This is a genomic window from Aquimonas voraii, from assembly GCF_900101825.1.
In the GTDB taxonomy this organism is placed as follows: Bacteria; Pseudomonadota; Gammaproteobacteria; order Xanthomonadales; family Xanthomonadaceae; genus Aquimonas; species Aquimonas voraii.
In genome coordinates, this window is the sequence record NZ_FNAG01000001.1 from 968,419 (window position 1) to 993,168 (window position 24,750).

Annotated in this window: 20 protein-coding genes; 14 read left to right on the forward strand and 6 right to left on the reverse strand. The window is 63.1% G+C overall.

Annotation, left to right across the window (positions count from 1 at the left end; translation table 11 throughout):
• Window positions 1–9 precede the first annotated feature (9 nt).
• From BLP83_RS04180 to BLP83_RS04245, 14 genes are all read left to right on the forward strand, one after another.
• Window positions 10–417, forward strand: coding sequence for a hypothetical protein (locus BLP83_RS04180; protein WP_091239173.1), 408 nt, complete (start codon window positions 10–12; stop codon window positions 415–417).
• A gap of 12 nt (window positions 418–429) precedes the next feature.
• A complete protein-coding gene (locus BLP83_RS04185) occupies window positions 430–4,035 on the forward strand; it encodes a hypothetical protein (RefSeq protein WP_091239174.1) in 3,606 nt (1,201 codons plus the stop codon).
• A gap of 29 nt (window positions 4,036–4,064) precedes the next feature.
• Entirely contained in the window at window positions 4,065–5,330 is a 1,266-nt protein-coding gene (locus BLP83_RS04190; protein ID WP_218121182.1) for a hypothetical protein, read from the forward strand.
• 3 nt (window positions 5,331–5,333) lie between these two features.
• Window positions 5,334–6,305 carry a hypothetical protein gene (locus BLP83_RS04195; protein WP_091239177.1) on the forward strand — a complete coding sequence of 324 codons (972 nt, stop codon included), beginning with the start codon at window positions 5,334–5,336 and terminating at the stop codon, window positions 6,303–6,305.
• Window positions 6,302–6,691, forward strand: coding sequence for a hypothetical protein (locus BLP83_RS04200; RefSeq protein WP_091239179.1), 390 nt, complete (start codon window positions 6,302–6,304; stop codon window positions 6,689–6,691). The genes BLP83_RS04195 and BLP83_RS04200 overlap by 4 nt, the downstream gene beginning before the upstream one ends.
• A 57-nt stretch (window positions 6,692–6,748) precedes the next feature.
• Window positions 6,749–8,584, forward strand: coding sequence for a hypothetical protein (locus BLP83_RS04205; protein ID WP_143006534.1), 1,836 nt, complete (start codon window positions 6,749–6,751; stop codon window positions 8,582–8,584).
• A complete protein-coding gene (locus BLP83_RS04210; protein WP_091239183.1) occupies window positions 8,577–8,798 on the forward strand; it encodes a hypothetical protein in 222 nt (73 codons plus the stop codon). Before BLP83_RS04205 ends, BLP83_RS04210 begins: the two co-directional genes overlap by 8 nt.
• 81 nt (window positions 8,799–8,879) lie before the next feature.
• A complete protein-coding gene (locus BLP83_RS04215; protein ID WP_091239185.1) occupies window positions 8,880–9,179 on the forward strand; it encodes a DUF6127 family protein in 300 nt (99 codons plus the stop codon).
• A complete protein-coding gene (locus tag BLP83_RS04220; protein WP_091239188.1) occupies window positions 9,176–9,403 on the forward strand; it encodes a DUF7940 domain-containing protein in 228 nt (75 codons plus the stop codon). Before BLP83_RS04215 ends, BLP83_RS04220 begins: the two co-directional genes overlap by 4 nt.
• A 35-nt stretch (window positions 9,404–9,438) precedes the next feature.
• Window positions 9,439–9,903: a lysozyme gene (locus tag BLP83_RS04225; protein WP_245679946.1), complete on the forward strand. Its 465-nt coding sequence runs from the start codon at window positions 9,439–9,441 to the stop codon at window positions 9,901–9,903.
• Window positions 9,900–10,400, forward strand: a complete 501-nt coding sequence (locus tag BLP83_RS04230) for a hypothetical protein (RefSeq protein ID WP_091239192.1) — start codon at window positions 9,900–9,902, stop codon at window positions 10,398–10,400. Before BLP83_RS04225 ends, BLP83_RS04230 begins: the two co-directional genes overlap by 4 nt.
• Window positions 10,384–10,506: a glycoside hydrolase family protein gene (locus tag BLP83_RS19355; RefSeq protein WP_425388956.1), complete on the forward strand. Its 123-nt coding sequence runs from the start codon at window positions 10,384–10,386 to the stop codon at window positions 10,504–10,506. The genes BLP83_RS04230 and BLP83_RS19355 overlap by 17 nt, the downstream gene beginning before the upstream one ends.
• Window positions 10,507–10,595: 89 nt before the next feature.
• Complete coding sequence (locus BLP83_RS04240; RefSeq protein ID WP_091239195.1) at window positions 10,596–10,922, forward strand: helix-turn-helix domain-containing protein; 327 nt, start codon at window positions 10,596–10,598, stop codon at window positions 10,920–10,922.
• Window positions 10,923–10,932: 10 nt separating this feature from the next.
• On the forward strand, window positions 10,933–11,682 hold the full coding sequence (locus BLP83_RS04245; protein WP_091239197.1) for a DUF5131 family protein: 750 nt from the start codon (window positions 10,933–10,935) through the stop codon (window positions 11,680–11,682).
• On the opposite strand, the gene BLP83_RS04250 is transcribed toward BLP83_RS04245, so the two are convergent.
• The 6 genes from BLP83_RS04250 to BLP83_RS04275 form a co-directional block, all read right to left on the reverse strand.
• The gene (locus BLP83_RS04250) at window positions 11,677–12,591 is read right to left on the reverse strand and encodes a three-Cys-motif partner protein TcmP (RefSeq protein ID WP_091239199.1); all 915 of its coding nucleotides are present in this window, start codon (window positions 12,589–12,591) and stop codon (window positions 11,677–11,679) included. The genes BLP83_RS04245 and BLP83_RS04250 overlap by 6 nt on opposite strands.
• A 98-nt stretch (window positions 12,592–12,689) precedes the next feature.
• Window positions 12,690–15,539 (reverse strand): ATP-binding protein, encoded by a 2,850-nt coding sequence (locus BLP83_RS04255; RefSeq protein WP_091239202.1) that lies wholly within the window; start codon window positions 15,537–15,539, stop codon window positions 12,690–12,692.
• Window positions 15,536–17,254 (reverse strand): GmrSD restriction endonuclease domain-containing protein, encoded by a 1,719-nt coding sequence (locus tag BLP83_RS04260; RefSeq protein WP_091239203.1) that lies wholly within the window; start codon window positions 17,252–17,254, stop codon window positions 15,536–15,538. The genes BLP83_RS04255 and BLP83_RS04260 overlap by 4 nt, the downstream gene beginning before the upstream one ends.
• Window positions 17,255–17,266: 12 nt before the next feature.
• Window positions 17,267–20,158 (reverse strand): DUF1156 domain-containing protein, encoded by a 2,892-nt coding sequence (locus BLP83_RS04265; RefSeq protein ID WP_091239206.1) that lies wholly within the window; start codon window positions 20,156–20,158, stop codon window positions 17,267–17,269.
• Window positions 20,159–21,211: a hypothetical protein gene (locus tag BLP83_RS04270; RefSeq protein WP_091239209.1), complete on the reverse strand. Its 1,053-nt coding sequence runs from the start codon at window positions 21,209–21,211 to the stop codon at window positions 20,159–20,161.
• A complete protein-coding gene (locus tag BLP83_RS04275) occupies window positions 21,208–24,735 on the reverse strand; it encodes a helicase-related protein (protein WP_091239211.1) in 3,528 nt (1,175 codons plus the stop codon). Before BLP83_RS04275 ends, BLP83_RS04270 begins: the two co-directional genes overlap by 4 nt.
• Between the last annotated feature and the right edge of the window lie 15 nt (window positions 24,736–24,750).

Consider the following 24,750-nt stretch of genomic DNA (forward strand, 5'->3'; position numbering starts at 1 on the left):
CGGTTCCCCATGCAACTCCAACACCTCGCCACCAGCGACGTCCTGACCTTGCCCGACGATCTGCTGTGGGTCGACGAGCACGCGTGGACGCCCGCAGTGGCGTCGATGAGCTACCTGATCACTGGCGCGCTGCTGGTGCAGTCGGCCACGCGGCAGGCCGGGCGGCCGATCACGCTGGAAGGCGCGTTCGACATGGCTTGGGTCACACGCGCCACGGTCGGCACCCTGCACGCGTGGGCGAGTGTGCCGTTGACCGCCGACGACGGGCGCTTCGAGTTGCGTTTGCACGACGGCCGCAGTTTCGAGGTGGCCTTTCGCCACGACGAGATCTGCGTCGAGGCCGAACCCGTGCTCGGCTTTCCGGCGCGATCCGATGCCGACCGCTACCGATTGACGCTGCGCTTGCTGCAGCTCTGACTAGGACTCCCGATGCCCATTCTTGCAGGCGACGTGAAGCTCGTTGCCAGCCAGGTCATGGACGACGTCGCCGAAGGCGGCGGCGCGCCCACGTCCACCGTCATCGTCGATGGTGCGAGCAACTCGCTGTTCAACGACATCTCGGAGATGGATCGCGCCGGTGGCCGCGTGAACCTGCGCAAGGTCTTCGCCAGCGTGCAGACCGGCACCACCGACACGTATCTGGGCGGCAACGTCATCGTCGCCGAGGCGCCGAGCGATCCGCGCGTCGCGGTCACGATCTTTTCGACCGAAGAGATCTTCGACCGCCGCACCAACGCGCGCGACCGCATTGAGGCCTACCTCAACAAGGGCTCGCTTTGGAACGGCTACCTGCTGGAGAACCACATCACCGGCCAGCGCAGCGTCCAGTTGTTCCAGCGCGTTGGCGCCGAGTTGCCCGCCATCGGCAAGACCCTGTACCTGGTCGCCAACGAAGGCCTGGCGAACGAGTTCTCGCAGTACATCCGCGTCACCCGCGTCGCCTCGGAAACACGCACCTTCAGCTATGGCTCGGGCAGCGGCATCGTCGACTACGAAGCGGTGGTCGTCACCTGCGATCTGTCGGACGCACTGCGCTTCGACTTTCCCGGTTCTCCGCCAGATCGCCTGTTCACGATGGCGCCGGGCAAGACCAAGACCCGCGACACGGTGGTCGCCGATGCCGCCAAGTATTGCGGCGTGGTCAAGACCACCCAGCCGATCGCCATCGGCGATGTTGCCGCCAGCGTCAGTAGCATCTTCACCCAGCTGGTGCCTTCGGCGCAGACCGAAACGCCGCTGCTCGATCTGACCGCAGGCGGCACCTCCGAAGCCCTGGTCGAGTCGGCCAACGGCACCGTGAGCTACACGACCTCGGTCGGCTTCAACGCCTCTACCGTGCTGTCGGTCGGCAATGCAATCCAGCCCGGCACGCTGTCAATCAGCGTCAGCGGCGCCACGCTGACCGACAACGGCGGCCAGCTGATGGCGGGCGCCACCGTCATCGGCACCGTGAACTACGCTCGCGGCCAAATCGCGATGGCGACCAGTGCGCCGAACTACGGCGGCACCAAGACCATCACCTTCCGGCCCGCCGCCGCACCGATCCGTGTCGCCGACACCGCGGGCGTGCGCGTCGACATCGAGAACCGCGCCTACAACTACGTGCTCACCATCCTGCCGAGCCCGGCGCCCGGCACCTTGCAGGTGAGCTACCGCGCCCAGGGCAAGTGGTACGACCTGCGCGACAACGGCGCCGGCGTGCTCAAGGGCAGCAGCCCGGAGTACGGGGTCGGCACCGTGAACTATGGCTCCGGCACGGTGGCGGTGACCGTGGGCGCGCTGCCCGATGTCGGCAGCGAGATCGTCTATGCCTGGGGCGGCAAGGCCAACTACTTCAACCGATCCGACCAGACCATCGCGCCGCCCGCTGTCTCCTTGCAGCTGGCGCAGTCCGGCATCACGCCGCAGTCGGTCACGATCACCTGGAACGACGGTGCACCGCGCACCGCCACCGACGATGGCGCTGGCCGCATCACCGGTGCGGCGACCGGCACCATCCACTACCAGTCGGGCCTGATCCAGTTCACACCCGCCGCGCTGCCGGCTGGCGGCCAGACCTACAACGTCGCCTACACCTGGGGACCACCGACCGAGGAGGAGTTCCACGCGCCGATGCGCGATGGCACAGGTCGCATCGACGTCGAAGTGGAATTCGATGGCTTGATCCCGGGTACGGTCGAGCTGGAATGGAACCTGCTGATCGAGACCTTCGACTACATCTCGACGACGCCGGCCGAGCTGCAGCTCGTGCGCCCGGTCGATCCGATCAAGATCGTCCGCGACGACCGCAACGGCAATCTCAAGGACACGCAAGGCTTCGTCTATGGCACGGTGAACTACGCCACCGGCGTCGTGCGCTTCCTGCCCGACACCATCGTGCGCATTCCCGTGGGGCGCTATTCGGTGACCCAGATCGGGCTCACGCGCAATGCCGATGGGACCCTCGTGCCGGTCTATCGCAATGTGTTCTCGCATTGGGAGTACGTGACCGCGGGCGCGTCCATGCCCATCGACGAAACGGCGTGGGCGAAGGTGCGCTATCGCGCCACCGGCACCTCGAACTCGGTCGCCGAGACGTTCACCGCCAGTGGCCTGGCGTTGGATCTGACGCCGAGCTTCGCCGAGCCCATCGTGCCTGGCAGCGTCGGCTTCACGCTCGGTGGCAAGACCTACTTCGACCGCCTCGGCAGCCTGTACTACGACCTGAACCCGGTGAACGGCGCGGCGACGCTTGCCGGCGCCATCAACTACGCCACCGGCGCGGTGACCTTGAGCGCGTGGGTACCGGGCCAAGGCACGGCGGTCCAACTGCGCTCGCTGCTCACCAGTCTCGATGGCACGCCGGTCGACGAGGTCACCTTCCGCATTCCGGCCTCGCCGGTGCGGCCGTCGAGCCTGCAGTTACTGGCCACGCGGTTGACCGGCGGCACGATCAACGTGAGCGCCGACAACCACGGGATCATTGCCGGGGCGGGCATCACCGGTGCCATCGACTACGAGACCGGCGTCGTCCGCGCACGCTTCGGGTCGTGGGTGGTCGCCGCCGGCAACGAGGACGAGATCTGGTTCGATCCCGATGGTGTGGTCGTGCTCGATGGCGTGCCCAAGGTGTTCAAGCCGGCGCCAGTGTTCGCCGACACCATCAAGTACAACGCCGTCGCGTACTCCTACCTGCCGCTTGATGCCGACCTGATCGGGCTTGATCCGGTACGACTGCCGCAGGACGGGCGCGTGCCGATCTTCCGGATGGGCGACTTTGCGGTGATCGGCCACACCGAAACGGTCGGCCCGCTGACCGCCAGCGTCGGCCAGGTCATCGACTGCAATCGCGTGCGCCTGTCGCGGGTGCGAGTGCTTGATGGCAACGGTGTGGTCGTTACCGCCGGCTACACCGTCGACCTGGAAGCGGGCCGCGTGACGTTCACCGACGTCACCGGCATCGCCCAACCGGTCACGGTCGAGCATCGCATCGAAGACATGGCGCAAGTGTCCGACGTGCAGATCTCCGGGCGCCTGGCCTTCACCCGGCAGATCACCCACGACTACCCCACCGGTTCCAACATCTCTTCGGCGCTGGTCTCCGGCGACCTGCGCGCCTACGTGTCGCGGCTGTTCGATCAGGCGACCTGGAACGGCGCATTCACTGACGCACTGGTTGGCAATGCGGCCACCGCCACGTTCAACGATGTGCTGGCGCCGATCACGGTGACCAACGCCGGCGCCATCACCGAGCGCTGGGCGATCCAGTTCACCAACACCACGGCGTTCCAGGTCATCGGCGAGCACGTCGGCGTGATCGCCACCGGCACCACCGCCAACGATCTGGCGCCGACCAATCCGGCCACCGGCAAACCCTACTTCACGCTGCGCGCACTCGGCTGGGGCTCGGGCTGGGCAGCCGGCAACGTGCTGCGCTTCAACACCATCGGCGCGCTGTTCCCGGTCTGGGTCGTGCGCACGATCCAGCAAGGCCCGGAGACCGTCACCCGCGATGCCTTCACCTTGCTGGTGCGCGGCGACGTGGACCGCCCCTGACGCACCCCTGATTTCGAGGAGTCTGATTCGTGAGCAACAAGGTCAAGTGGATGCACAGCGGCATGACCGGCGCGCCGGTGCTGACCAACAACTGGGGCAGCCTCACCGCGCTGCTCGACGCACTGCTCGTCAACGGATTCCACCTCAAGGCGGTGTCGTCGTTGACCCGCGACGGCGCCACCGCGACGGCCGTCGTGGGTTCCGCGCACGGCTATCTCGTCGACCAGGTAGTGCGCATCGAAGGCTGCGAGGAGCCCGAGTACAACGGCGACTTCACCATCACCGCCATCACTCAGGACAGCATCCAGTTCAGCGTTTCGGGCGAACCGGCCACACCGGCGACGACGGTCCTTGGTATCAGCGCCAAGATCGCGCCGCTCGGTTTCGAGATCGCCTTCACCGGCGAGAACAAGCGCGCGTACCGCACGCCCAATCCACTCTCGAATCGACCGCTCCTGCGCGTCGACGACAGTCTGCCCGAGGGCTACACGACGACCTGGGCGAAGTTCGGACGCGTCACCCTGGCCGAGAACATGGTCGACATCGACACCTTCGTGGGTGCTCGCGCGCCCTTCGATCCGGCAGCGCCCACCCGCAACGAACTGCCTTCAGGCAGCGGCACTTCGATGTACTCGGGCTGGTTCAAGTGGTACTTCGCCCGCAACAACACGCCCGAGACCTACGGCGACAACGGCGCCGGCGCCCGTAGTTGGGTCCTCGTCGGTGATGACCGCGGATTCTTCCTCGCCTGCGCCTCTGGCTGGGGTGGCGACCGCCGCGTGCTCTACACCTTCACCGACTTCGATAGCTACAAGCCGGGCGACAACTACGCGTCGTTCCTGACCGCCTCGGACCGCTACCGCACCGTCAGCGAGTGGCCGAACAGCTACCCGAACCAGGATTCCTACTCGACGCACTCGCTGGATACCACCGGCAAGATCTGCATGCGCGACTACACCCAGGTCGGCGGCAATGTGCGCCTTGGGCTGTTCTCGTTGAACGACGGCAACAACCAGAACGTCTCCGGGCGCTCGGCCAGCATCCCGTTCCCGAACGGTCCCGACTACGGACTGATCCTGCATCCGATCTACCTGCGCGAGAGCAGCGGACACCTGCGCGGGATGCTGCCCGGCATGTACTGGATCCACCAGAACCAGCCCTACGCGCATCTGACGCTGATCGACCAGGTGCTCGGCTACCCCGAGCGCAAGTTCCTGATCGTCACGCTGGACTACGCGCATGAGGGCAACACCAGCGGCTTCGCCTTTGACATCACCGGGCCCTGGAGACCCTGAGTCGTGGCCTATCCCTTGGACGAGGATTTCCTCGCGGGTATTCCTGCCGGATTCGCCAGCGCGGGCGGCGCCGGTGGCGTCACGCCCATCTGGAATGAAGCGGCGCAGGCCGTCGATCTGGTGTTCTCGCAGGCGCAGAACTTCTGGCGCATCGACGCGGCCGAGATCACGGAGAACTTCTGGTTCGAGATCGAAGCCGAGGTGATGGCGATCACCTACTCATCGGCCTGCTTCGGGTTCTGGCTCTGGACCGGCTCGGGCGCCTACGAGGGTCACCGGCTGATCGCCTGGCAGCAGCAGTGGCATCACAGCTTCTGGGATGCCGGCGGAAACCAGTACGAGCTGACAGCGCACGCCGCTGCACCGTGGGCGGTGACTGGCGCTCGCCGGGCCCTGCGCATCGACGTGAAGCGTGGCACCGATGGCATCTGGCAGTACCGCGTGAGCGACAACGATGGCGTCGTGTGGGAGGGCTACAAGCGCCACTACGCGCGCTTCCGGCCCTGCATCTATGGGTACGGCCTGACCTTGCGCGTGCACCGCGTCGCCGGTGGCGTGCCGAGCGCGCTGCCCGACCCACCGGAAGCGCAGTACCGCGCACTGCCAGCCATCGTGGGACGCACCCAGCCGGTGCCGGATCTGGCCGCCTTGCTGCGGTACTCGCACCGCGCCTTCCATCGTCTGGCCGGCACGCGCAATCACTACTACGCCGGCGATCACCACATCACAGGCACCGTGAAAGAGAAGAACCTGCCCGAGGATCGGCCGGTGTCGCGGCGCGTGCTGCTGTTCGATGAGCGCACACATGCGGTGGTGCGCGAGACCTGGAGCGATGCGGTGACCGGCGTCTACCGCTTCGAGCGGATCAGCCCGGTGCCGCGCTATCTGGTGATCGCCTACGACCACAAACACAACTTCCGCGCCGTGGTCGCAGACAACCTGCGCGCCGAGCCAATGAACGGGGTGCCGGTGTGATCCAGATCTCCGACGAACTCAACGCGTACCGGCTGCAGGGCGTCATCACCTTCCTGGCGCTCGGCACCGAGCAGGCGCGCGCTCACGTCTACGCCGGTCCGCGACCGGGATTTGGCGAAGCGCCACAGGGCCCGCTGCTCGCGTCCATCGTGCTGGCCGAACCGCTCGGAACCGTCGTCGACGGCGTGCTCGAGGTCGCGCCGACGAACGAAGCCCTGATCCTCACGACCGGCGAGGCAACCTGGGCGCGCATCGTGAACGGCAACGGTGCGCTGGGCTGGGACTGCGACGCGTCCGATCTCGAAGGCATGGGCGAGTTGCGTCTGCCGACGACCACGCTGTACGCGGGCGGCTACACCCGCATCCTGACGGGACTGCTGGGGTGATCACCTATGGCGTCCATCGATCTGCGGCTGGCGCACCCGCCTGGCAGCACGCACCTCGTGCTGGGTGGCGATCCGGGCGGATCGCAGCCTCCGCAGGATGCGCAGCTGGTCGGCGCCTTGCCGGCGCTGCGCTTCGAAGCGCTGGCCATCCCGAATGCATCGGCGACGCTGGTCGCGACGTTTCCGGCGCTGGAGATGATCGTCGAGGCGCGCTATGCCTCCCGGGCGGCGCGTCCGCTGGTGGGGCGGACGGCATCGTCCTGGCAACGCGGGCGCGGGTTCGAGGAGGGCGCCGAGCACCGCACCGCCGCCACCGATCAACTGCCGACGACCGCGGGCACGTCCTGGCAGGCTGGTTGGGTGCTGGACGCCAACGTGACGTCGAGGCGCGCTGCGACCTTGCGGCGCGCGCCAGTCTCAGCGATCACGCGGTTTCAGGGCGCATCGGCACGCTCGCCCGGCGAGCTCCAGGTTCCACATGCTGAGTCGCTGCGTCTGCGCACGACAGGCCCGGTGCGCTACGAGAACGCGAAGCGCCTCGACGCGCTCGCGCGGCGCCTGCATCACGAGGACGGTCTGCGGGATCGGCATCGGCCAACCACCTCGCGCTTTGATGTGGCGCAGAAGCTCCCGAGTCGGCGCTTTTTCGAAGCCATCCAGGTCGCCACGGCGCTTCGTCGCTGGGCGGGTGCACGCTGGCAGAACGCGATGCGACCGCCGCCCGGGCGCCATCCAGTGCGCCCGGACGATCCCGAGCCGCCGTTCGTTCCTTGCTACACGCCAAATCCGCACCTGCGCTTTTCCGCACCGGCAGCTGCGAATGGCCACCTGGTGTTCGTCTGCGAGCGGCGCCCCGATCCCGGCCAAGACGGCCCGGTCGTGGTTCCGATCCGAAGGGTCTACATCGTGCTGAATCACGTCACGCTCCATCGCTGGCCGGATGGCGCACCGGTCCCTGTGATCTCACTGTCGCTGAGTCTCGACGTCGACTCCTGGGCCTGGGGATTCGAGGCGACGCTGCCCGCCATTGCCGAAGCGCTGATCGCACCCACCGATGGCGCGCCACCGGTGGAGCTCGTGGCGCACGTCAACGGTACTGATTTCCGCGTGCTCGCCGAGAACCTTAGTCGCGAGCGCAGCTTTGGCGATGCGAGCCTGCGCCTATCCGGGCGCGGCCGCACCGCAGCGCTTTCGGCGCCCTACGCGCCGGTGATGCACTTCGGCAATGCCGACCCGCGCACGGCACGGCAATTGATGGACGACGTTCTGACCGTCAACGGTGTGCCGATTGGCTGGACCATCGATTGGGCGCTCACCGACTGGAACTTGCCTGCAGGCGTGTTTGCACACCAGGGCACCTGGATCGATGCGCTCGCCGCAATCGCCGCCGCGCCGGGCGGCTACCTGTTGCCGCATCCGTCCGACGCGATCCTGCGCGTGCGCCACCGCTACCCCGTGGCGCCGTGGGACTGGCATGCGGTGACGCCGGACCTGGTGCTGCCGGTCGATGCGGTGTCGCGCGAATCCGTGCGCTGGCTGGATAAGCCGGCGTACAACCGGGTGTTCGTGTCGGGCCAGACTGCCGGGGTGCTGGGCCAGGTCACGCGCGCCGGCACGGCCGGCAATCGGGTTGCGCCGATGGTCGTCGATGCGTTGATCACCGAAGCCGTCGCAGCACGCCAGCGCGGCACTGCGATCCTGGCCGACACCGGGCAGCAGTTCGAGGTGGGCCTGCGCCTGCCTGTGCTACCGGAGACCGGCATCGTCGAGCCCGGGACCTTCGTCGAGTACCAGGACGGCAGCGTCGCGCGGCTCGGCATCGTGCGCTCCACGCGCGTGGAAGCCAGCTTCCCGGAGGTCTGGCAAACGCTGGGCGTCGAGTGCCATGCATAACCTCTACCGACAGTTCCGTCAGTTGCTGCCCGAGCCGCCGCTGCAAGCCGGCATCGTGATCGAGGTCGGCGCCAGCCGCGTCGTGATCGCCTTACCAGGTGGCGGACTCATCCACGCCCGCGGCGAAGCGACGCTGGGCCAGACCGTGTTCGTGCGCGATGGCGTCATCGAAGGCGAGGCGCCGTCCTTGCCGCTGGAAGTCATCGACATCTAACCCACACCCCTTCCGTTGCTTCACCCCTGAAACCCGCTCCGGCTGCCGCTGGGCGGGTTTCGTCATTTCTGGAGACCCACGATGACCGACGACACCGATGTACTGACCAACGAATCGACGCTGCTCCTGCGACACGAGGATTTCGATGAACTGTTGAACCGCGCTGCCGAGCGCGGCGCCGAGCGTTGCCTCGCGCACCTGGGGCTGGAGAACGGTCATGCCGCGAAGGACATTCGCGAGCTGCGCGATCTGCTGGAAGCGTGGCGCGATGCCCGTCGCACGGCGTGGCAAACCCTCATCAAGGTGATCACCACCGGCATCCTGGCCGCGCTGCTGGTGGGAGCCGCCATCAAGCTGAAACTGATGGGTGGCGTGCAATGACCGCCAAGCCGAAGATCTGCCTGCTGGATGACTGGCGGCGCGTGCTGCGACGTGCCTGGAGCATCCGTTTCTCGCTGCTGGCCGCAGCCTTCACGGCGGCGGAAGTGGCCGTGCCGCTGTTCGGCGACACGCTGCCACGCGGCGCGTTCGTGCTGTTGGCCTTTGCCGCCAGCATCGGAGCGACCATTGCGCGCATCGTGGCTCAGCCGGGGATGGAGCGATGACCCGGCCGCCAATGGCGCGCAGGACGGTGGCCGGCATGACGCTGTCCGCCGCCGCCCTGGTTGGCATCCTGCTGCACGAGGGCTACACCGACCGCGCGGTGATTCCGGTCAAGGGCGATGGGCCGACCATCGGGTTCGGCACCACCACCGGGGTCAAGTTGGGCGACACCACCACTCCGCCGAAGGCACTGGCTCGGGCGCTCACCGATGTGCAGCAGTTCGAGGGTGCGCTCAAGCAGTGCGTGACCGTACCCCTGGCCCAGCACGAGTACGACGCACTGGTGAGCTTCTCCTACAACGTCGGCAGCCGCGCGTTCTGCCAGTCCACGCTGGTCAGGAAACTCAACGCCGAGGACTACGCGGGAGCCTGTGCCGAGTTGCTGCGCTGGCGCTTCTTCCGGGGAAAGGACTGCGCGCTGCCCGACAACGCCCGGCTGTGCGGCGGGCTGGCCAAGCGGCGTGATGCCGAATATCGGCAGTGCATCGGGGATGCGTCGTGAGCGTGATTCCATGGCCGTACCGGCTGTTGGCCTTGGCGGCGCTCGGCCTCGCCCTGGTCGGCTTCGGCTGGGTCAAGGGCGCGAGGCACGTCCAAGCGCAGTGGGATGCCGCCGCCCAGCAACAAACGCTTCAGGCCACCACCATCCGCGAGCGTCAGGCGCAAGCCGCCGTCAAGGTCGTCACCGAATACGTCGACCGCGTCCGCGTCGTCCGCGAAAAGGGCGACACCATCATCAAGGAGGTCCCCGTCTATGTGCCCGTACAAGCCGATGCTGCTTGCACTATCAACCGTGGCTTTGTGCGCCTGCACGACGCTGCCGCCGCAGGTGAACTGCCCGAACCCGCCGGAGATGCTGATGCGGCCGCCGCAAACATTGCGCTCTCTGCCGTCACCGGAACCGTCGCCGCCAACTACCGAACCTGCCACGAGAACGCCGAGCAGCTAATTGCGTTGCAGGCGTGGGCTAGGGAGATGGGGATTGCGAGGAAGAACTAGGGGCGCGGCCGCGAGCGAACTGCGCCGATGGGTCTATGGCGGCGGCAGGGTACTGCCAGGCCTCGTCGCGCGTCGTGCGACTGAGGCGCGGATGATTTCGCCCTGACCGGAAGGCAGGCTGCCGCTTCGCCGGCATGCACCTCAAGCATAATTGCGGTATCCTATGCACATGGCGCATAAACCGGACAGGCGAGCATGGAGCCGATCACCCGAATACCGGATCTCATCAAGAAGGCCAGAAACGGCCGAAACCAGCAGGAGTTCGCGGCAATTCTGGGAATCACTCAGTCAACCCTGAGCCGGTACGAATCCGGGAAGTCAAACCCGAAGGCCGAACTGATCGAGACGTGTATGCGTCTGGTGCATGACGCAACAAACCAGCAGCACCCGTCCGCAGACCAGTTGGCCGACCGAGTGCGGATCGCTCTGGCCGATCCGCGTATGGGGCAGGCGCGATCCGCGCTCGCGAAGCTCGTCGATGCCTTCGCTGTCGAACACACACAAAGCACAACGGCGAATTGAGGAGAACACCATGGCAACGCAATCAGCCATCGAATGGACCGAGCAAACCTGGAACCCGACAACCGGATGCACGAAGGTGTCACCGGGCTGCAAGCACTGCTATGCCGAAGTGATGGCGCGTCGTTTGCACGCGATGGGCGCGCCGGGCTACGAGAACGAGTTCAAGCTCACGATTCACGAAGACCGGCTTCAGCAACCCTCGATGCGCAAGAAGCCGACCACGTACTTCGTCAACAGCATGAGCGACCTGTTTCACGAGGACGTTCCGGACAAGTTTCTCGACCGCGTGTTCGAGGTCATCCGTGCGACGCCGCAGCACACCTATCAGATCCTTACCAAACGCGCGGAAAGGCTGCCCGAGTATTTTGCTCGGCGCTCATGCCCTCAGAACGTGTGGCTTGGCGTGTCGGTCGAAAACAAGAAGTACGGCGTGCCGCGCATTGACTACTTGCGCAGGGTGGAAGCGCAGATCCGCTTTCTCTCGGTCGAGCCGCTGCTCGAAGATCTGGGACGCATCGACCTGACCGATATTCACTGGGTCATCGTCGGTGGGGAATCCGGCCACAAAGCGCGCCCGATGAAGGAAGAATGGGTCGCGAACGTGCAAGCGCAGGCTGAAGTCGCTGGCACTGCCTTCTTCTTCAAGCAGTGGGGCGGATGGGGCGCGGATGGGATCAAGCGTCACAAGAAAGCAAATGGACGCGAGTTCCGAGGAAGGACCTGGGACGATTACCCGCAGGCACTGGAATTGGCGCTATAGCGTATCCAAAATGTCCTTGGCGATCTTTGTCGCGAGACCGTACGCCTTTGGCGCGGGATTCGATGCAGCGAAGTAGAGCGCGAAAAGCGGCGCCCCGCAGGGATTCTTGGAATCGCCGCCCTGGTAAAGCACCTTGGGATCTGTGACGGCGGGAAACAAACCCTTCAAGCGCTTCGAAACGAATTCAAGCATCTGCCGGTGATCGCTGTCTCGCACATCGCCATTGCTGCCACCGAACATATCGGACTGAGGATTCTGCGCGTAGAAAGCCTGACGCCAGTCATCGGTACCAAGGACTCGGGTCAGGGATGCTTCCTTGTCGGCATCCATGGCGTCGGCACTCTTGGCAGCTTGCCGATACAGCCCGGCATACGGAAACAAGTACCAGACATCGACGGCGCCAGTCTTGGCAATCGCCTCAAGCGTTGACCACTCGACATGCATTCCGAACGGGTCGAGAAACAACACGGCCCGTTCGTTTCGCCATTGATACTGCGCGCAAATGGCTTTCAACGCAGCATTGGCGTCGCTTTGGATTACTTCGATAGTCTTTCCAGGATACTCGGCGCTGAGCGCCTTGAGTGCGTCCAGCTTCTTGGCACGAAGTTCGATGAAACAGAATTTGTGGAACGAAGGGCTGGTAACCAACGCCCTACGAGCAGAACCATCGATAGTCTGCTTCTCGCCGTCGACCTTGATGTCGCAGCGACCGGTGCCTGCGAAGGCATCGACGTAGAGGCGCGTAAAGCTCTGCTTGCTCAGCGCGGTATTGAATGCTGTCAGGTACTTTTCAAGCGCTTCGAGCTTGATGCGAGTCCAGGCACCACCGAAAGTATGTTGATCATCCGCGCCCCTCTCGGAATCATCATCCGCGAGGAGGTCGTGACTGTTGGCATTTGGCGTTCCCATATCATCACCTCATCATCAGGAGCCCACGCCTTATACGACGCTTCACGACCACGGCAAGCGCCGTCTTCGTGTGGAAGTGGCAATACCGGCTTGGACGCTCATTCGCCAGCCTCAAATTCCGCGCCCTTGAACTTCAGCACATTGCAGTTCTCTTTCACTGCGCGCTGCAGTCCGTCGTCGAAGCCGGTGGCGGAATCGGCTTGGATTTCGATGGCGATCTTCACCTTCACTCCAGGACGCATGGTGAATTGCTGGACGACCTCATCGACCAGATCGGCGAACTGCTTTTTCGCCAGGAACGGGTCCAGCTCGATGTTGCCGTAGAAGTGCTTCTTCGGGGTTTGCGCGGTTGCGGCACTGCCGGACCGATAGTCGCCCTTGCCGGGGTCTTCAACTCGAGGCGTGACACCATCGCTGGTGCCCACCGAAGCGGTACCTGCGCTCCCTGCGGCTTCTGAAGTCTTGGCTCGCGATGCTTCCTCTGCTGCACGCAGTGCGTCCATGTAGGCTGCTGCGGCGAACGGCTCGATCAGGAGCAATGACGAATCCATGATCAGGGAGGTGCGCTTGCCATAGACGAAGCCGATGTAGCGACCTTCATCCTTGCCCTGCGCGAATCCGAAGAAGTCGGGGCTCTCAGCGCCGGCAGCCATGGTCATCTGAAAGACCGTGTCGTCCTTCAGTCGCGGCAGGTAGAGCTGTTGGCAGGATTGCTGCCAGACATGGATTGCGCTGACCTCCTTGACTTCGTCCTTCCAGAACCAGTCCTTCAGAACCTTGGCCAGGTGGATCGGCGCCCATTCGTTGATGAGCAACTCGTTCTCTTTGAGCACGCGCTCGATTTCTTGCGACCAGTTCTGCGCACTTGGGTTGACCTGGAAGTGCTCCCAGCGCAGGTCTGACAAGCCCTTGCCCGGGCGTGCTTCCTGCATCGGTGCCACGAGCCACTTATAGGTCTCTCGAATCATGCGACGCACGGTTTCCTCGGCCTGCTCCAGACTCGCGTTGGCCTGCTTGGCCATCAGGTTGTCGAGAACGATTCGGTTGTCCTTGTAGTCAGCCACGATGCTGCGCCACGCCAGGAACGAGCGAACGTGGTCTTTCAGCCGGCTGACGCTGTCGTAGTCGGCAGCCAGGAAGATCAGCCGGTTTTGCTTGAAACGGGGCTGGTCGCCGCGCTTCTTGAGGATCTCGGTTGCGCGGTCGATGGCCAGGCTCTGGCCACTCTTGCTGAATGCGGCATCGGGCGGCAGCACAACCAAGCGCAGCGCCCAGTCGTCCGGCACGTCGCCGCTGTCGGTGAACACGTGAATGCCGCCAAAAACGCCACTTGAGAAACCGCGCTGGACGCGCTCGCGGACGGTCGGAAAGACATCCTCCTTGTCCTGGAAGCGGCGTTTGCGCTCCTCCATCTCCCTGCGCAGATTGGGCCGCGTGTCGAGCCAGAATCGGTTGTTGGCATGGTTGAGGTAATGCAGCCGGTCGCCAAGGCGGCGCAGCGCGTCCTTGAACAAGCCGACTTGCTGGCCTGGCTGGATGACACCTAGCATGATGCGTTCCATCTCCAGTCCTCGCACCAGCTGGTTCGTGGTGCTTGGCGCGCTGCCCAGAAACACCGCACGTGCTGAGCGACGACAGGCTTGCACGCTGCCGAAGCGGGTGTCCTTGTTCTCAATCTCGGTGGTCTCGGCGCGCTCACCATCTACGTCGCGCTCAATCACCGGGTCCCAGCCCTGAGGCAGGTAGTAGATGACTTCGTTGCGCACATCGGCGTCATACAGCGGCAGACTGCCCGGCATGATCAGCGGGTCATTGTTGCCATCCTTCCAAAGGCGGTGGATGACTTTGGCCATCAACTTCAACACGCCTCGGGTGCGCTGGAAGCCGTCGAGCGTCGACCAGTCCTCGTAAAGTCGGTCGAACACCTCCGGGTGAATCGGATATGCGTGTACCAGTCGGTCGAGATAGCGGCTTTCTTGGGTCTCCTGCGGGAAGTCCTCGCGGTTTCCGGTGTAGAAGTCGGCGAAGGCTCGGCACACCGACTCCATGGCCATCTTGTCGTTGATCGACGTGAACAAACGCCGGCGGACGATCTCAAACGCTTCTTCCGTGGCGACGGGCTTCCAAAGCGCCTGCACCCGTCCGAAATGGTGCGACAGCGTCTCCAGCGCCTTCACTCCCCGCTGGCTGCCGGCCTCCTTGTCCGACTCTGGTAACGAGGCCAGTAGTACAGCCGAGGGCACGGCTTTCAAGGCCTCGGTGAGCGCTTGGATGAACGACAAGTTGGAGTCGAAGCTCCCTCCGGTCAGTGTCTTTCCCTCTTCGAACTGGCGCACGTAGGCCACCAACTCGTCCACCAGGATGACGCACGGTGCGCAACTCGACAGGAGCGTCTCCAAAACCGTCTTGCCTGGTGATGTGCCCGAGGTGTCCGCGTCTGCGACCAGCGCATAGCCTTCAGCGCCACCAAGTTGCCACGCCAGGTCACCCCAGAGCGTGCGCACGACCTGACCTTCGCGCTGCAACGGCTGATTGGGCGACGACTTGATCCCGTCGAGTACCGCGATCCGAGCACGCGGAAGTTCGGTGATCTGCGCCGTATCCAGAATGCCGGCAACGCCCTGCAAATCGCTGGCTGGCACTTCGCCCTTGGCCAGGTGATATACCGCCAACATCGTGTGCGTCTTGCCGCCGCCGAACGCCGTCTGCAACTGGATGACCGGGTCGCCGCCCTTGGCCGACAGTCGTTTGACGACCGAGTCGAGCAGCAGGCGCATGCCTTCCGTGATGAAGGTGCGCTGGAAGAAGAGCACCGGGTCCTGGTACTCGGCGGTGGCGGTTCCCGCGTGCACGCGCGACAAATCGGCCGCGAACTCTGCTTGCTGGAAGGTGCCCTTGAGCACGTCTTCGTGCGGCACAGCAATCTGCCGCCAGGGCTTGATGGTCATGCCGTGGTTCCTCCGACGGTCTGCAACATGTAGCTGAACTTTTCTTTGATCAGCGCCTTGCGCGCTTCGACGAAGTCCTCAAAGCGCTCGAGCTCCCACAGCGCCGGGTCATCCGGAATCAAGTGCATCTCCAGATAGCGACGGTGCGCTTCGTCGGAATCGAATCGACTTCTGGCGAACCACTCGTTGGGCGGCTTCCCGCTCTTTGCAGCGAACCCGTTTTCATCCGCGGTAAGCAGCATGCAATTCGCAATCTGGTCGCGCTGCTCCTGCCGAAAGTGAAGCAGGTTGCGCTTGCCTGTGTCCGGATTGATGTCCTTGACTGTCTTCAATAGGCTCTGCGGAAAGATGTGATCTACCTGGGGGCCGTTGCCGGCAAAGGCGGGCGTGTAGTTGAAGTCCCGATACCAGAGGTTGAAGAACAGGTGGATGGCGCTCGATCCATAACCCTGCTTGAAGATCACGTCTGGAGTGATCTCAAGATTGCGACCATCAGCACGAACAACACCGTAGACCTCCGGCAACACGAAATCGCCGTTCTCCTGGATGCTTCGCACCAATTTGTCGATGAGATTGTCTGGCCCACCGCTGAACACGCCGGTGATCAGGGCGCGCAGCAGGAACTCAGCAAGGCCCGTGTTGCTCGCGAACTTCTCCGGGAAGTGGTAACGGTAGAAGATCAAAGGAATGAGGGCCAGGTACGACGGAATGGCCTTGTCGGATCTGATGTAGGTCTTGCTGACGACGAAATCCCGGACTGACTTGATCGCGCCGGACAGTTCTTCCCACTTCTCGACGATCTCTTCCTTGGTCTTACCGTCGCGAAACTTGCTGACTTCATATCGCGCGCCGCGACCGAGCGTCGTCAAGCAGGCCTTCAAGACAAAATCACGGTCGAAGTCGAAGCCGCCCTGGTTCAGATCCTCAAGCAAAGCTTCCATCGCGCCATCGGCATCGTCCCAACTCGAGGTCAGAAGCGAGAACAGGAGGTCCGACTTGCCGAGCTTTGTGCCGCCGGAATTGGCGCGGATGAAGATCTCCACGATGTCATCTAGGCGGTACGCGTCAGGGTTATCGATGCCATCGAGTTCCTGATAGGTCAGGTTGTCGTCGTTGACGAACTCCTGCCGTGCTCGCGCGATGTTCAGCTGCAGCAGTTCGTCTTCGGACTCGGACAGCGCTTCCGGCGCAGCCTTTCGCACTTCCTTGGCAATCTGAAGGTCCAGCTTGTTTGTCTGGAATACGATGTCTTTGAAACGCACCCACGGCCATTGCGCTTGAGCTTTCGCCTTGAAAGCAAAGCGGTAGCGAATGTCCTCCGGCGCAACTTTCTGCTGCCCGCTGAGCACGTCAAAGTAGAGTTCCTTGCCTTCGTAGCTACCCTTCAAACCGATGAAAAGGCTCTGCAAGCGTTGCTGCCCATCGAGCACCATCATCTTCGGGTGAGTGTTGTCGGGCACGTAGTAGTCGGTCAGCTTGACGCCAGAGTGATAGACATCGATGAAGCGACGGTGCTTGACCGGCTCCTTGGTCTTCCAGACAAGCAAGGTACTGATCGGGTACTCGCGCATGATCGAGTCGAACAATCGACCAATCTGCTCTTCGCTCCAGACGAAGGGGCGCTGAATATTGGGAAGCCAGAAGCCACCCCACTCAGACTCGTCGTTGTTGAGGTACGAGACGAGCTTGCGAATCGAAAGTTTCTTGTTCTGCACCCGTCCTCTCCCTTACACGTCCATTTCGGCCTGCGCGCCGGCAAAGCCGACTTCGCCTGCAGCCTGTTCAATCGAAGTCCACGCCGTGACAAGCTCGTTGTATGCGCGCGCCTCTTCGGCCCAGCTCTTGCGCTCGCAGAGCGTGTAGAGGCGATAGGCCAGGGCGCGAATCGGTTCGGCACGGGAAGGCATGCGGGACAGCAGCGCACCGGCGGCGGATTCGCCTTCCTGGTTGAGTGCGCGAATCATCTGATGCAGGGCTTCCCACACGGGAACTCGCGTGTCGGCTTCCGGGTTCCAGTCGCGCGGCATCTCGGCCCACTTCAGCAGGCGCAAGTCGCCTTTGCCTGAAGCCACCACGCCGGCCTCCGTCAGGCCAGCCACGCTGGTGCCCTTGGCGCGGGCGAGCACGTCGGCATCGCCGAATTTGCCGGTGGCCCAGCCCTGGCCCTCGAACCAGTGCAAGCAGAACTGGGTGTCGTGGTCGAAGTCGTCCTCGGCCAGGAAGCGGTTGATGAGCTGCAGCGCTGTGCGCACGCTCATCGGTTTGCCGTCGGCTTCCAGTACCGCCGCATATTGGCTGAAGATCGCCATGCCTGGGCCGATGATGGCTTGAGACAGGTCGACTGGCGCCACCGGGCTGTTGACGCCGCCGCGGGTCATGTCCATCAGCGCTTCGGGCAGGACGGCGTTCAGCTCTCGGATGAACTCGCGGCGGCTGACGGTGGCGGCGTCGGCGGGACGCTTGCGGCAGACTAGAACGATGCTGGATGCGAGCGCATTGGCGCCGGAACCGATCATACGGTTGCCCAGCTCGGTGCGCATCGGCCAAGTCCCGGTAAGCGCAAAGCCGGCACGGATCACCGCATCGAGGAAGGTCTCCCAGCCAGTGCTGGAGGTGCCTGCGTCGCCCTTGGTCTCCGCTTGCTTGAAGGCGTAGTAGATAGTTACCGGAAACGCGGGATGCGCCTGCTCTGCGAGGTTGTGCATGGCGCGAGTCATGCCGTCGAGGAAGAATGTCTCGGCTTTCTCTTTTGTGCCATGGCGGTAGGGTGTGGCCACCAACTCTTCAGCCTTGGGCACGGCGAGCGTGGCGTAAAGGTCGGGAAAGATTGGCTTCAGGCTCTTACGTAGCCAGACGTAGAAAAAATCAGACAGGTCGGCGTAGCCGATGTTGTCGTAGTAAGGCGGGTCGGTGGATACGACCTTATTTGCACTCACCGTCTGCGTCCCAGCATCAGCCTGTCGCCCGTAACCGGGCCGTTGGCATGAGGCTGCACGACAAAGCACATCCGCGATTCGATCAATCGCACTATCAGCACTCGCCGCGATCCCGGAAAACAAATTTGCTTCTGCGTAATCCCACGTCATTGGGATCGCCTGTCTGGAGAACACGTTTCGAATTCCAGGCTTCCTACCTTGTCCGTCCCTCAGATCCCATGAGCATATTGACGATGAGCGATCTGCGAGTCGACTGACGGAGAAAGCCAAACACGTGCTTACGGCCTGCGCGTAAGCCGTCGCACAGATTCCGCCAGCATCCAATCCGATGCCGTCGTCTGCCATTCCCGCTCTGACCGCGTCCCTCCGGCACTCTTCGACTACACGCTGCACTAGATCCGAAAAGGTGTTTAGCGCCACTAGTTGACGAGAAGTGAAGAGATCACCAAAAACATCCAGACCGTAGTTGGAAACATTGACACGACACTTGCCGTGCAGCTTCGCATCTGGTTTCCACTCTGGCTCCGCCGACCGAGCGACGAATTCCTGAGATTCAGTTGGTGACAGATAGACTCTGCCATTCGCGCCTTCAGCCACAATGGCCATGAGCCGCTGACCCATGCGCCCAGCTGCGCCTTCCGCGCGGATGTATTTGTAATCAATCGGCGCATCGGAAAATAGGCAATAAAACCCGCCCCGCTTACCTGCCCCCGTACCACGATTCGCAGGCTCTGCCGGGATTCCAACTTTAACGGTGAAGCGAAAGGAATTTCCCTCGATCACAGGCTCGACGTACGCTTCTTTGCCGTGAGCGCTCGACAAGACGAAGGTCGACGCAAGCGGCACGCAAGCATGGCTGAATGCGGGGTTCGGACTTCTCACCGTACGCGCCCATAGCCAGGCAACCACTGTGAGCTTTTGCCCGAGCAGCGGCTTGAGGTCTGGGCGCTCAGCGGCCATCTCAGCGGTGACCTCGATCTGAGGGTACAGATGCCCAATCCGCTTTTCGGCCTCGGCCCGCATCCACTCGCCGTAACGGCGCACGTCTTCGGCCAGGCCTTTCGCGCCAGACCAATCTTCAGTCAGCCGCCCCTGTCTATCCCCAGAAATGTGCGGTCCGACCGGCGCGCGTCCGGCAAAGCGAGGCGGAATCTCGATCATCACCTTGTTGATGGTCACCGCCACTGGATTGAGATCGCTGGCGTAGCTCTCCAACCCTAGGCGCTGAGCCTCCAGCGGCAGCGCGCCCCCACCCGCGAATGGATCATGGAAAGCGGGCAGCTTGTCCGGATTGAACAACTCGGCCGCCTGCGGGTGACCCTTGTTAAGCGCGCAGGTCTCGCGCCAGCTCTTCCAAATTTCCTCGCGGGCGCGTGTGAGCACCTCCTCATCGTTGGTGTTCTCCCACTGCACCAAGTCTTCAATGATCTTGAACAGGCGCTCGCGCTCGACTTCGGCCTTCTCCTTGTTCACCCCGCGGCCCAGGTGGCGCTCGTAGCCAGGGTCATTGACCATTTGCGCGAAGATCACCGCCCGAGCAGCCGCCAATGGCCGACGCGCCCACCACAAGTGCAGCGTGCTGGGGTGGCCATGGCGAATCGACTTCTCGCGCGCGGCAGCGACGTTGATGGCGTCGAGCGGCAGGGCAACTTCGATGAGTTTCTTTGGGGTCTTGATGTTCATCTATTCGTCTTTTTCCCAGCCAGCCTTGCCATCGCAGTGCTCGCAACCATCCCAGAGACTGTTTTCCATGTCGCCGGTGCTGAAATCGCTACACCATTCACATTGCTCTACTTGTTCCGAGACTTCGAAACAACTGGTGCAGAAGTAGTGGTCATCACGTCGCACCACCGTGTGGTAGCTCTGGCAGTTGCCGCAGTTGGCTGGCTGCCAGCCGTCGTCACCATCTCTGGCTGCCATATGTGCGGCATCGTGATCCTCCAACGCGTCGAACACATGCTCGGGTTCGATCTTCCTACCGCAATGCACACACGATGCGAAACCCTCATTGGCGATCACGATAGATTCGCTGCAGTGCGGGCAATCGATGTGGACCTGGGTTTCGATGTGATCACACACCAGACAGCGCAGCGACGAAATTCGGTCGTCGATCTCCTCGGGGACAGCGGCTTTGAGGGCGCAGGCACTGCACGTTCTTGGCTTTTTTCCGGCCTTTCGAGCGGCATCCAGCTCGGCCTTTAGCGCGGCGAACTTCGCGCCGAGGTACTTCCGATGCCCCTTCATAGAACGATTCGCCCGTGCGATTTCCGAGCGGAACTCTCGAAAGTATTCGCTCCATCGATTCAACAGGCGATGCAGATGGAACCAGGCCCGGCAATGCTCGGCGACGATCTGAGCCTTCGCCTTGTCGTCGGTGTCCAAGTCGGGATGGAAAAAGTGAACCATCTTGTTGCGATGGTTCGCCATGGCGCGAAAGCTGCCGTGGGCATCGTCCCCGATATCCTCGCCTGCGACATCTCGCAAGCGCGCACGTGAATCCTCCAAGGTCACGGACATGAAGTCGCCAGCGATGAACTTCGCAAGATTGGCTTGCTCCGGCTTGGAAACGATCAGCGACCAGTGCTCTTTCATCAGTCGCGCCTTCAGCAGCATCTCAACCGCCGCACAGAAATGGATGACCGAGTATTTTGGAGCCTTGTCGAACTCTTCAATGCCGCGTTCCAAGAAGTCAAACGCGTTTCTGGTCAACGAATCGAAAATCTCGTCCTGATTCATGCAACTCGCTCCGCTCGCGCCATGAGCTGGTCGAGGTCGAGATTGATGCTGGTCACAGCCCAGTCAGGCTCTTGGGTGAAGGGCTGGCGCACGTAGAACGGCCCCTCGAACTGATCACCGTCGACGATCACGATGGCCAGAATGAATTTTTCCGACTGATTCAGGCCGTACAGGATCTCGTTCCGCGTCACGGTAATCGTGGCTTGGCCCTTGGTGCGGCCCTTGACCTCGATGTGCCGCGACGGCGGCAGTCGACCGTCCAGCGGCTTCGGCAAACTGGTGATGTCCCAACCGCACTTGTCCGCGGACACGTCGATGACGTCGTGGCCCAGGGCGCGTTCTGCATCCATCACAGCGCGCATCGCCATTTGCTCGACGCGAGCCCGGGCGGCGGCGTCGGCCGACCAGCCCGACTGCCCTTTGCGTTGCAGCAGCAGCCCAGCAGGGATGATCAGCGAACCACCCAGGATGACGGGAGTGGCTGAAATGACATGTCGCATTGCCAGCAGCTCTTTCTCGCGCGACTCACGGCGGGCTGTCAGGTCGTCGATGGTGCGGCGCACATTCTCCAACGTCAGGCGCACGTCTTTTCCGGCGGCAATGTCGTCCTGCAGCTTGATGTAGCGGTCGGACCAGAAGTTGATTTCCTTGACCAGCCGTTCGTGCACGGCGGCCAGCGTCTTGTCGACCGTCTTCTCGCGGCGCGAACGCACCTCATCGAAGTGTTCGGGCACGAGGTGGGCCGAGGCATGCGCCAGCGCCACCTGTTCCAGATCCTTGGCGATCCAGGGCGCGGTCAGCACATCCTCGATGAGCGCCATGTCGTCCGCAGCGATCGGCTCCAGATCAAGGTGTGGCGCCCAGCCGGCGTTGATGGCGTTGCCCTTGGGGTCGATCTCGACGAACTGCATGCGACGAGAAACCAGATGCGAGGGATCAGCACCTTCCTTCACCGAGTGATCGATGATGAACATCACCTTCGGCGCCAGACCCATGTCGCTGGGGTCGATCAGCACGGCCCCTTGCTTGAGCTTGTTGCGGTGGGCTTCGAGCACCAAATCCGTCACGGACTGCATGAGCGGGTGCGCAGGGTGCAACAAGCTAGCCATGGGCGCACCGACGCGGTCGGTCAGCCGCACGAATTGCTTCTCGAAACAGACCCGCTCGTACCGGCGGAGCACAGGGTCTGCATTGCGGCGGTCGCGCCCGGTGATCTGGCGGTCACGCTCGCGAATGATGGCCGGCACATTGGTGATCTCGTAACGACCCTGCTCACGCGACCGCAGTTCGCCGCCCAGTTGCTGGAAAGCCTGACTGAAGAACGAGCGGATGAAGAAGGGCTGCAGCTTACGCGCCTCGGCCTTCTCCATTTCCTCCTTGACCGCGAAGAGGCGCTTCTCGTCCATTACCTCTTCGCACAGTGCGTTGCGCTTGATGATGTCTTCGAGGTGACGGGTATCGAGCGCGCCTTCCACCTTGCGCAGCAGTCGTGCACGGACCTCGGGATCTGAGCCGTAGCGGATGGCTTCGATCAGCAAGTCCTTCAGACTGCGGTCTTCGAACACCTCACCCAGGATGTCGAAAACGCGACCACCGAGGGCGGCGCGCTCAATCTCGAGCTTTTCGAAGAGGCGCTGAAACACGTCGCCTTCGCGCGTCTCGGACGCCACCATGTTCCAAAGGTGGCAGACCTCGGTCTGACCGATGCGGTGGATTCGGCCGAAGCGCTGTTCCAATCGATTCGGGTTCCACGGCAGGTCGTAGTTGACCATCAGGTTGGCGTTCTGCAAGTTCACGCCTTCACCGGCTGCGTCCGTGGCGACGAGTACGCGCGCAGCCGGGTCGTTGCGGAACATCTCCTGCACCTTGCGGCGCTCTTCGCGCTTGACGCCGCCGTGGATCATCACGACAGCCTCTTCGCTGCCGATTAGGCCGCGGATCTTCGTGGCGAGGTAGTTCAGCGTGTCGCGGTGCTCGGTGAAGATGATGAGCTTGCGTTGCCGACCAATAGCGTCGTGCATCTCCGGCGTGTCCTGCAGTAGGCGTGAGAGTTCATCCCACTTGCGGTCCTGACCGGAGTGCACGACCTGGCGGGCCTGCTCTTCCAAGGCTTCGAGGATGATGATCTCGGCCTCAAGCTCCTGGATGGTCTGCGCGGCGGTGGCCTGATCGACCACCGCTTCCTCGAAGTTCTCGTAGTCATCGGGCGACAGCGTGTCGGCCGATTCCCAAATGTCTTCGGGAACGCCGTTGGCGCCGGTACCGGCGAGGGTTTCTGCCAGCGACCGTCCCCGCTGACCCAGCTTCTCTTCCTCAACTCGACGCTTGAGCTTGTTGCGACGGCGTTTGAGCGACTGGTAGATCGCCTCTGGGCTCGACGCCAGCCGACGCTGCAGCGAAGTCAGTGCGAAACCAACGGTGCCCTTGCGCCCGCCGTCGGCCAACTGGTCTGCCTTGGCGAACTCGGTCTTCACGTACTCGGTCACCGCGGCGTACAGCGCGGCCTCCAAGTCGGACAGCTTGTAGTTGACGGTGTAGGCTCGACGCTCGGGGAACAGCGGGGTGCCGTCGAACTTGAGTAGGTCTTCCTTGACCATGCGGCGCATCAGATCGGTGACATCGACCTTGTGGGCGCCGTCTCGAAACTTGCCGTAGAAGCGGTCGGCATCCAGCAGCGACATGAACAGCTGGAAGTCCTCTTCCTTGCCGTTGTGCGGCGTGGCTGTCATCAACAGGAAGTGCCGAGTTATGGAGCCCAACAGCTCGCCGAGTTGGAAGCGCTTGGTCTTGTTGACCTTGTTGCCGAAGTAGCTGGCCGAGAGCTTATGCGCCTCGTCGACCACTACCAGATCCCAGTGCGACAGCCGTAGCTTCTCCTGCAGGTCTTCGGCGCGTGCCAACTGATCGACGCGAGCGACGAGCAGGTCGATGTCGTCGAAGGGATTGCCGCTGCGGGACTGCTCAACCTGCTCGCGCGAAAACAGCGTGAACGACAGCCCGAACTTCTCGAACATTTCGTCCTGCCACTGCTCGACGAGACTGCCGGGCGCGACGATCAGCACGCGCTTGGCGTCCGCGCGCATCAACAGCTCGCGGATGAACAGGCCAGCCATGATGGTCTTGCCGGCGCCGGGATCGTCTGCCAGCACATAGCGCAGCGGTTGGCGCGGCAGCATCGACTCGTAGACTGCGGTGATCTGGTGCGGTAGCGGCTCCACGTTCGACGTGTGCACTGCCATCATCGGATCGAACAGGTGAGCCAGGTTGATGCGATAGGCCTCGGCGGCGAGCTTGAAATCTTCGCCAGGCGCATCGAAAGCCCAAGGACGCCCTGCTTCCGCGAGCGAGAGTTTGATCTCGTCGGTGCGGAACAACATGCGTTCCAGGAGCTTGCCGTCGGCGGTCTTGTAGTAGACGGTCAGGGCGTTGTCACCGACCGGCTCGGTCGTAACGATGCGCACCACCTGCCCGGGTTCCAGACCCGAGATGGCGGCATTCCTCTGGATCTGTTCGAGCTTCAGCACGGTGCGCCTCTTGTC

What these genes read in the sequence shown, in the direction of transcription:
- BLP83_RS04180 (WP_091239173.1), top strand. Translation starts at nt 10, where the DNA reads ATGCAACTCCAACACCTCGCCACCAGCGACGTCCTGACCTTGCCCGAC.
- BLP83_RS04185 (WP_091239174.1), top strand. Translation starts at nt 430, where the DNA reads ATGCCCATTCTTGCAGGCGACGTGAAGCTCGTTGCCAGCCAGGTCATG.
- BLP83_RS04210 (WP_091239183.1), top strand. Translation starts at nt 8,577, where the DNA reads ATGCATAACCTCTACCGACAGTTCCGTCAGTTGCTGCCCGAGCCGCCG.
- BLP83_RS04215 (WP_091239185.1), top strand. Translation starts at nt 8,880, where the DNA reads ATGACCGACGACACCGATGTACTGACCAACGAATCGACGCTGCTCCTG.
- BLP83_RS04220 (WP_091239188.1), top strand. Translation starts at nt 9,176, where the DNA reads ATGACCGCCAAGCCGAAGATCTGCCTGCTGGATGACTGGCGGCGCGTG.
- BLP83_RS04225 (WP_245679946.1), top strand. Translation starts at nt 9,439, where the DNA reads ATGACGCTGTCCGCCGCCGCCCTGGTTGGCATCCTGCTGCACGAGGGC.
- BLP83_RS04240 (WP_091239195.1), top strand. Translation starts at nt 10,596, where the DNA reads ATGGAGCCGATCACCCGAATACCGGATCTCATCAAGAAGGCCAGAAAC.
- BLP83_RS04245 (WP_091239197.1), top strand. Translation starts at nt 10,933, where the DNA reads ATGGCAACGCAATCAGCCATCGAATGGACCGAGCAAACCTGGAACCCG.
- BLP83_RS04250 (WP_091239199.1), bottom strand. Translation starts at nt 12,591, where the DNA reads ATGGGAACGCCAAATGCCAACAGTCACGACCTCCTCGCGGATGATGAT.
- BLP83_RS04255 (WP_091239202.1), bottom strand. Translation starts at nt 15,539, where the DNA reads ATGACCATCAAGCCCTGGCGGCAGATTGCTGTGCCGCACGAAGACGTG.
- BLP83_RS04265 (WP_091239206.1), bottom strand. Translation starts at nt 20,158, where the DNA reads ATGAACATCAAGACCCCAAAGAAACTCATCGAAGTTGCCCTGCCGCTC.
- BLP83_RS04270 (WP_091239209.1), bottom strand. Translation starts at nt 21,211, where the DNA reads ATGAATCAGGACGAGATTTTCGATTCGTTGACCAGAAACGCGTTTGAC.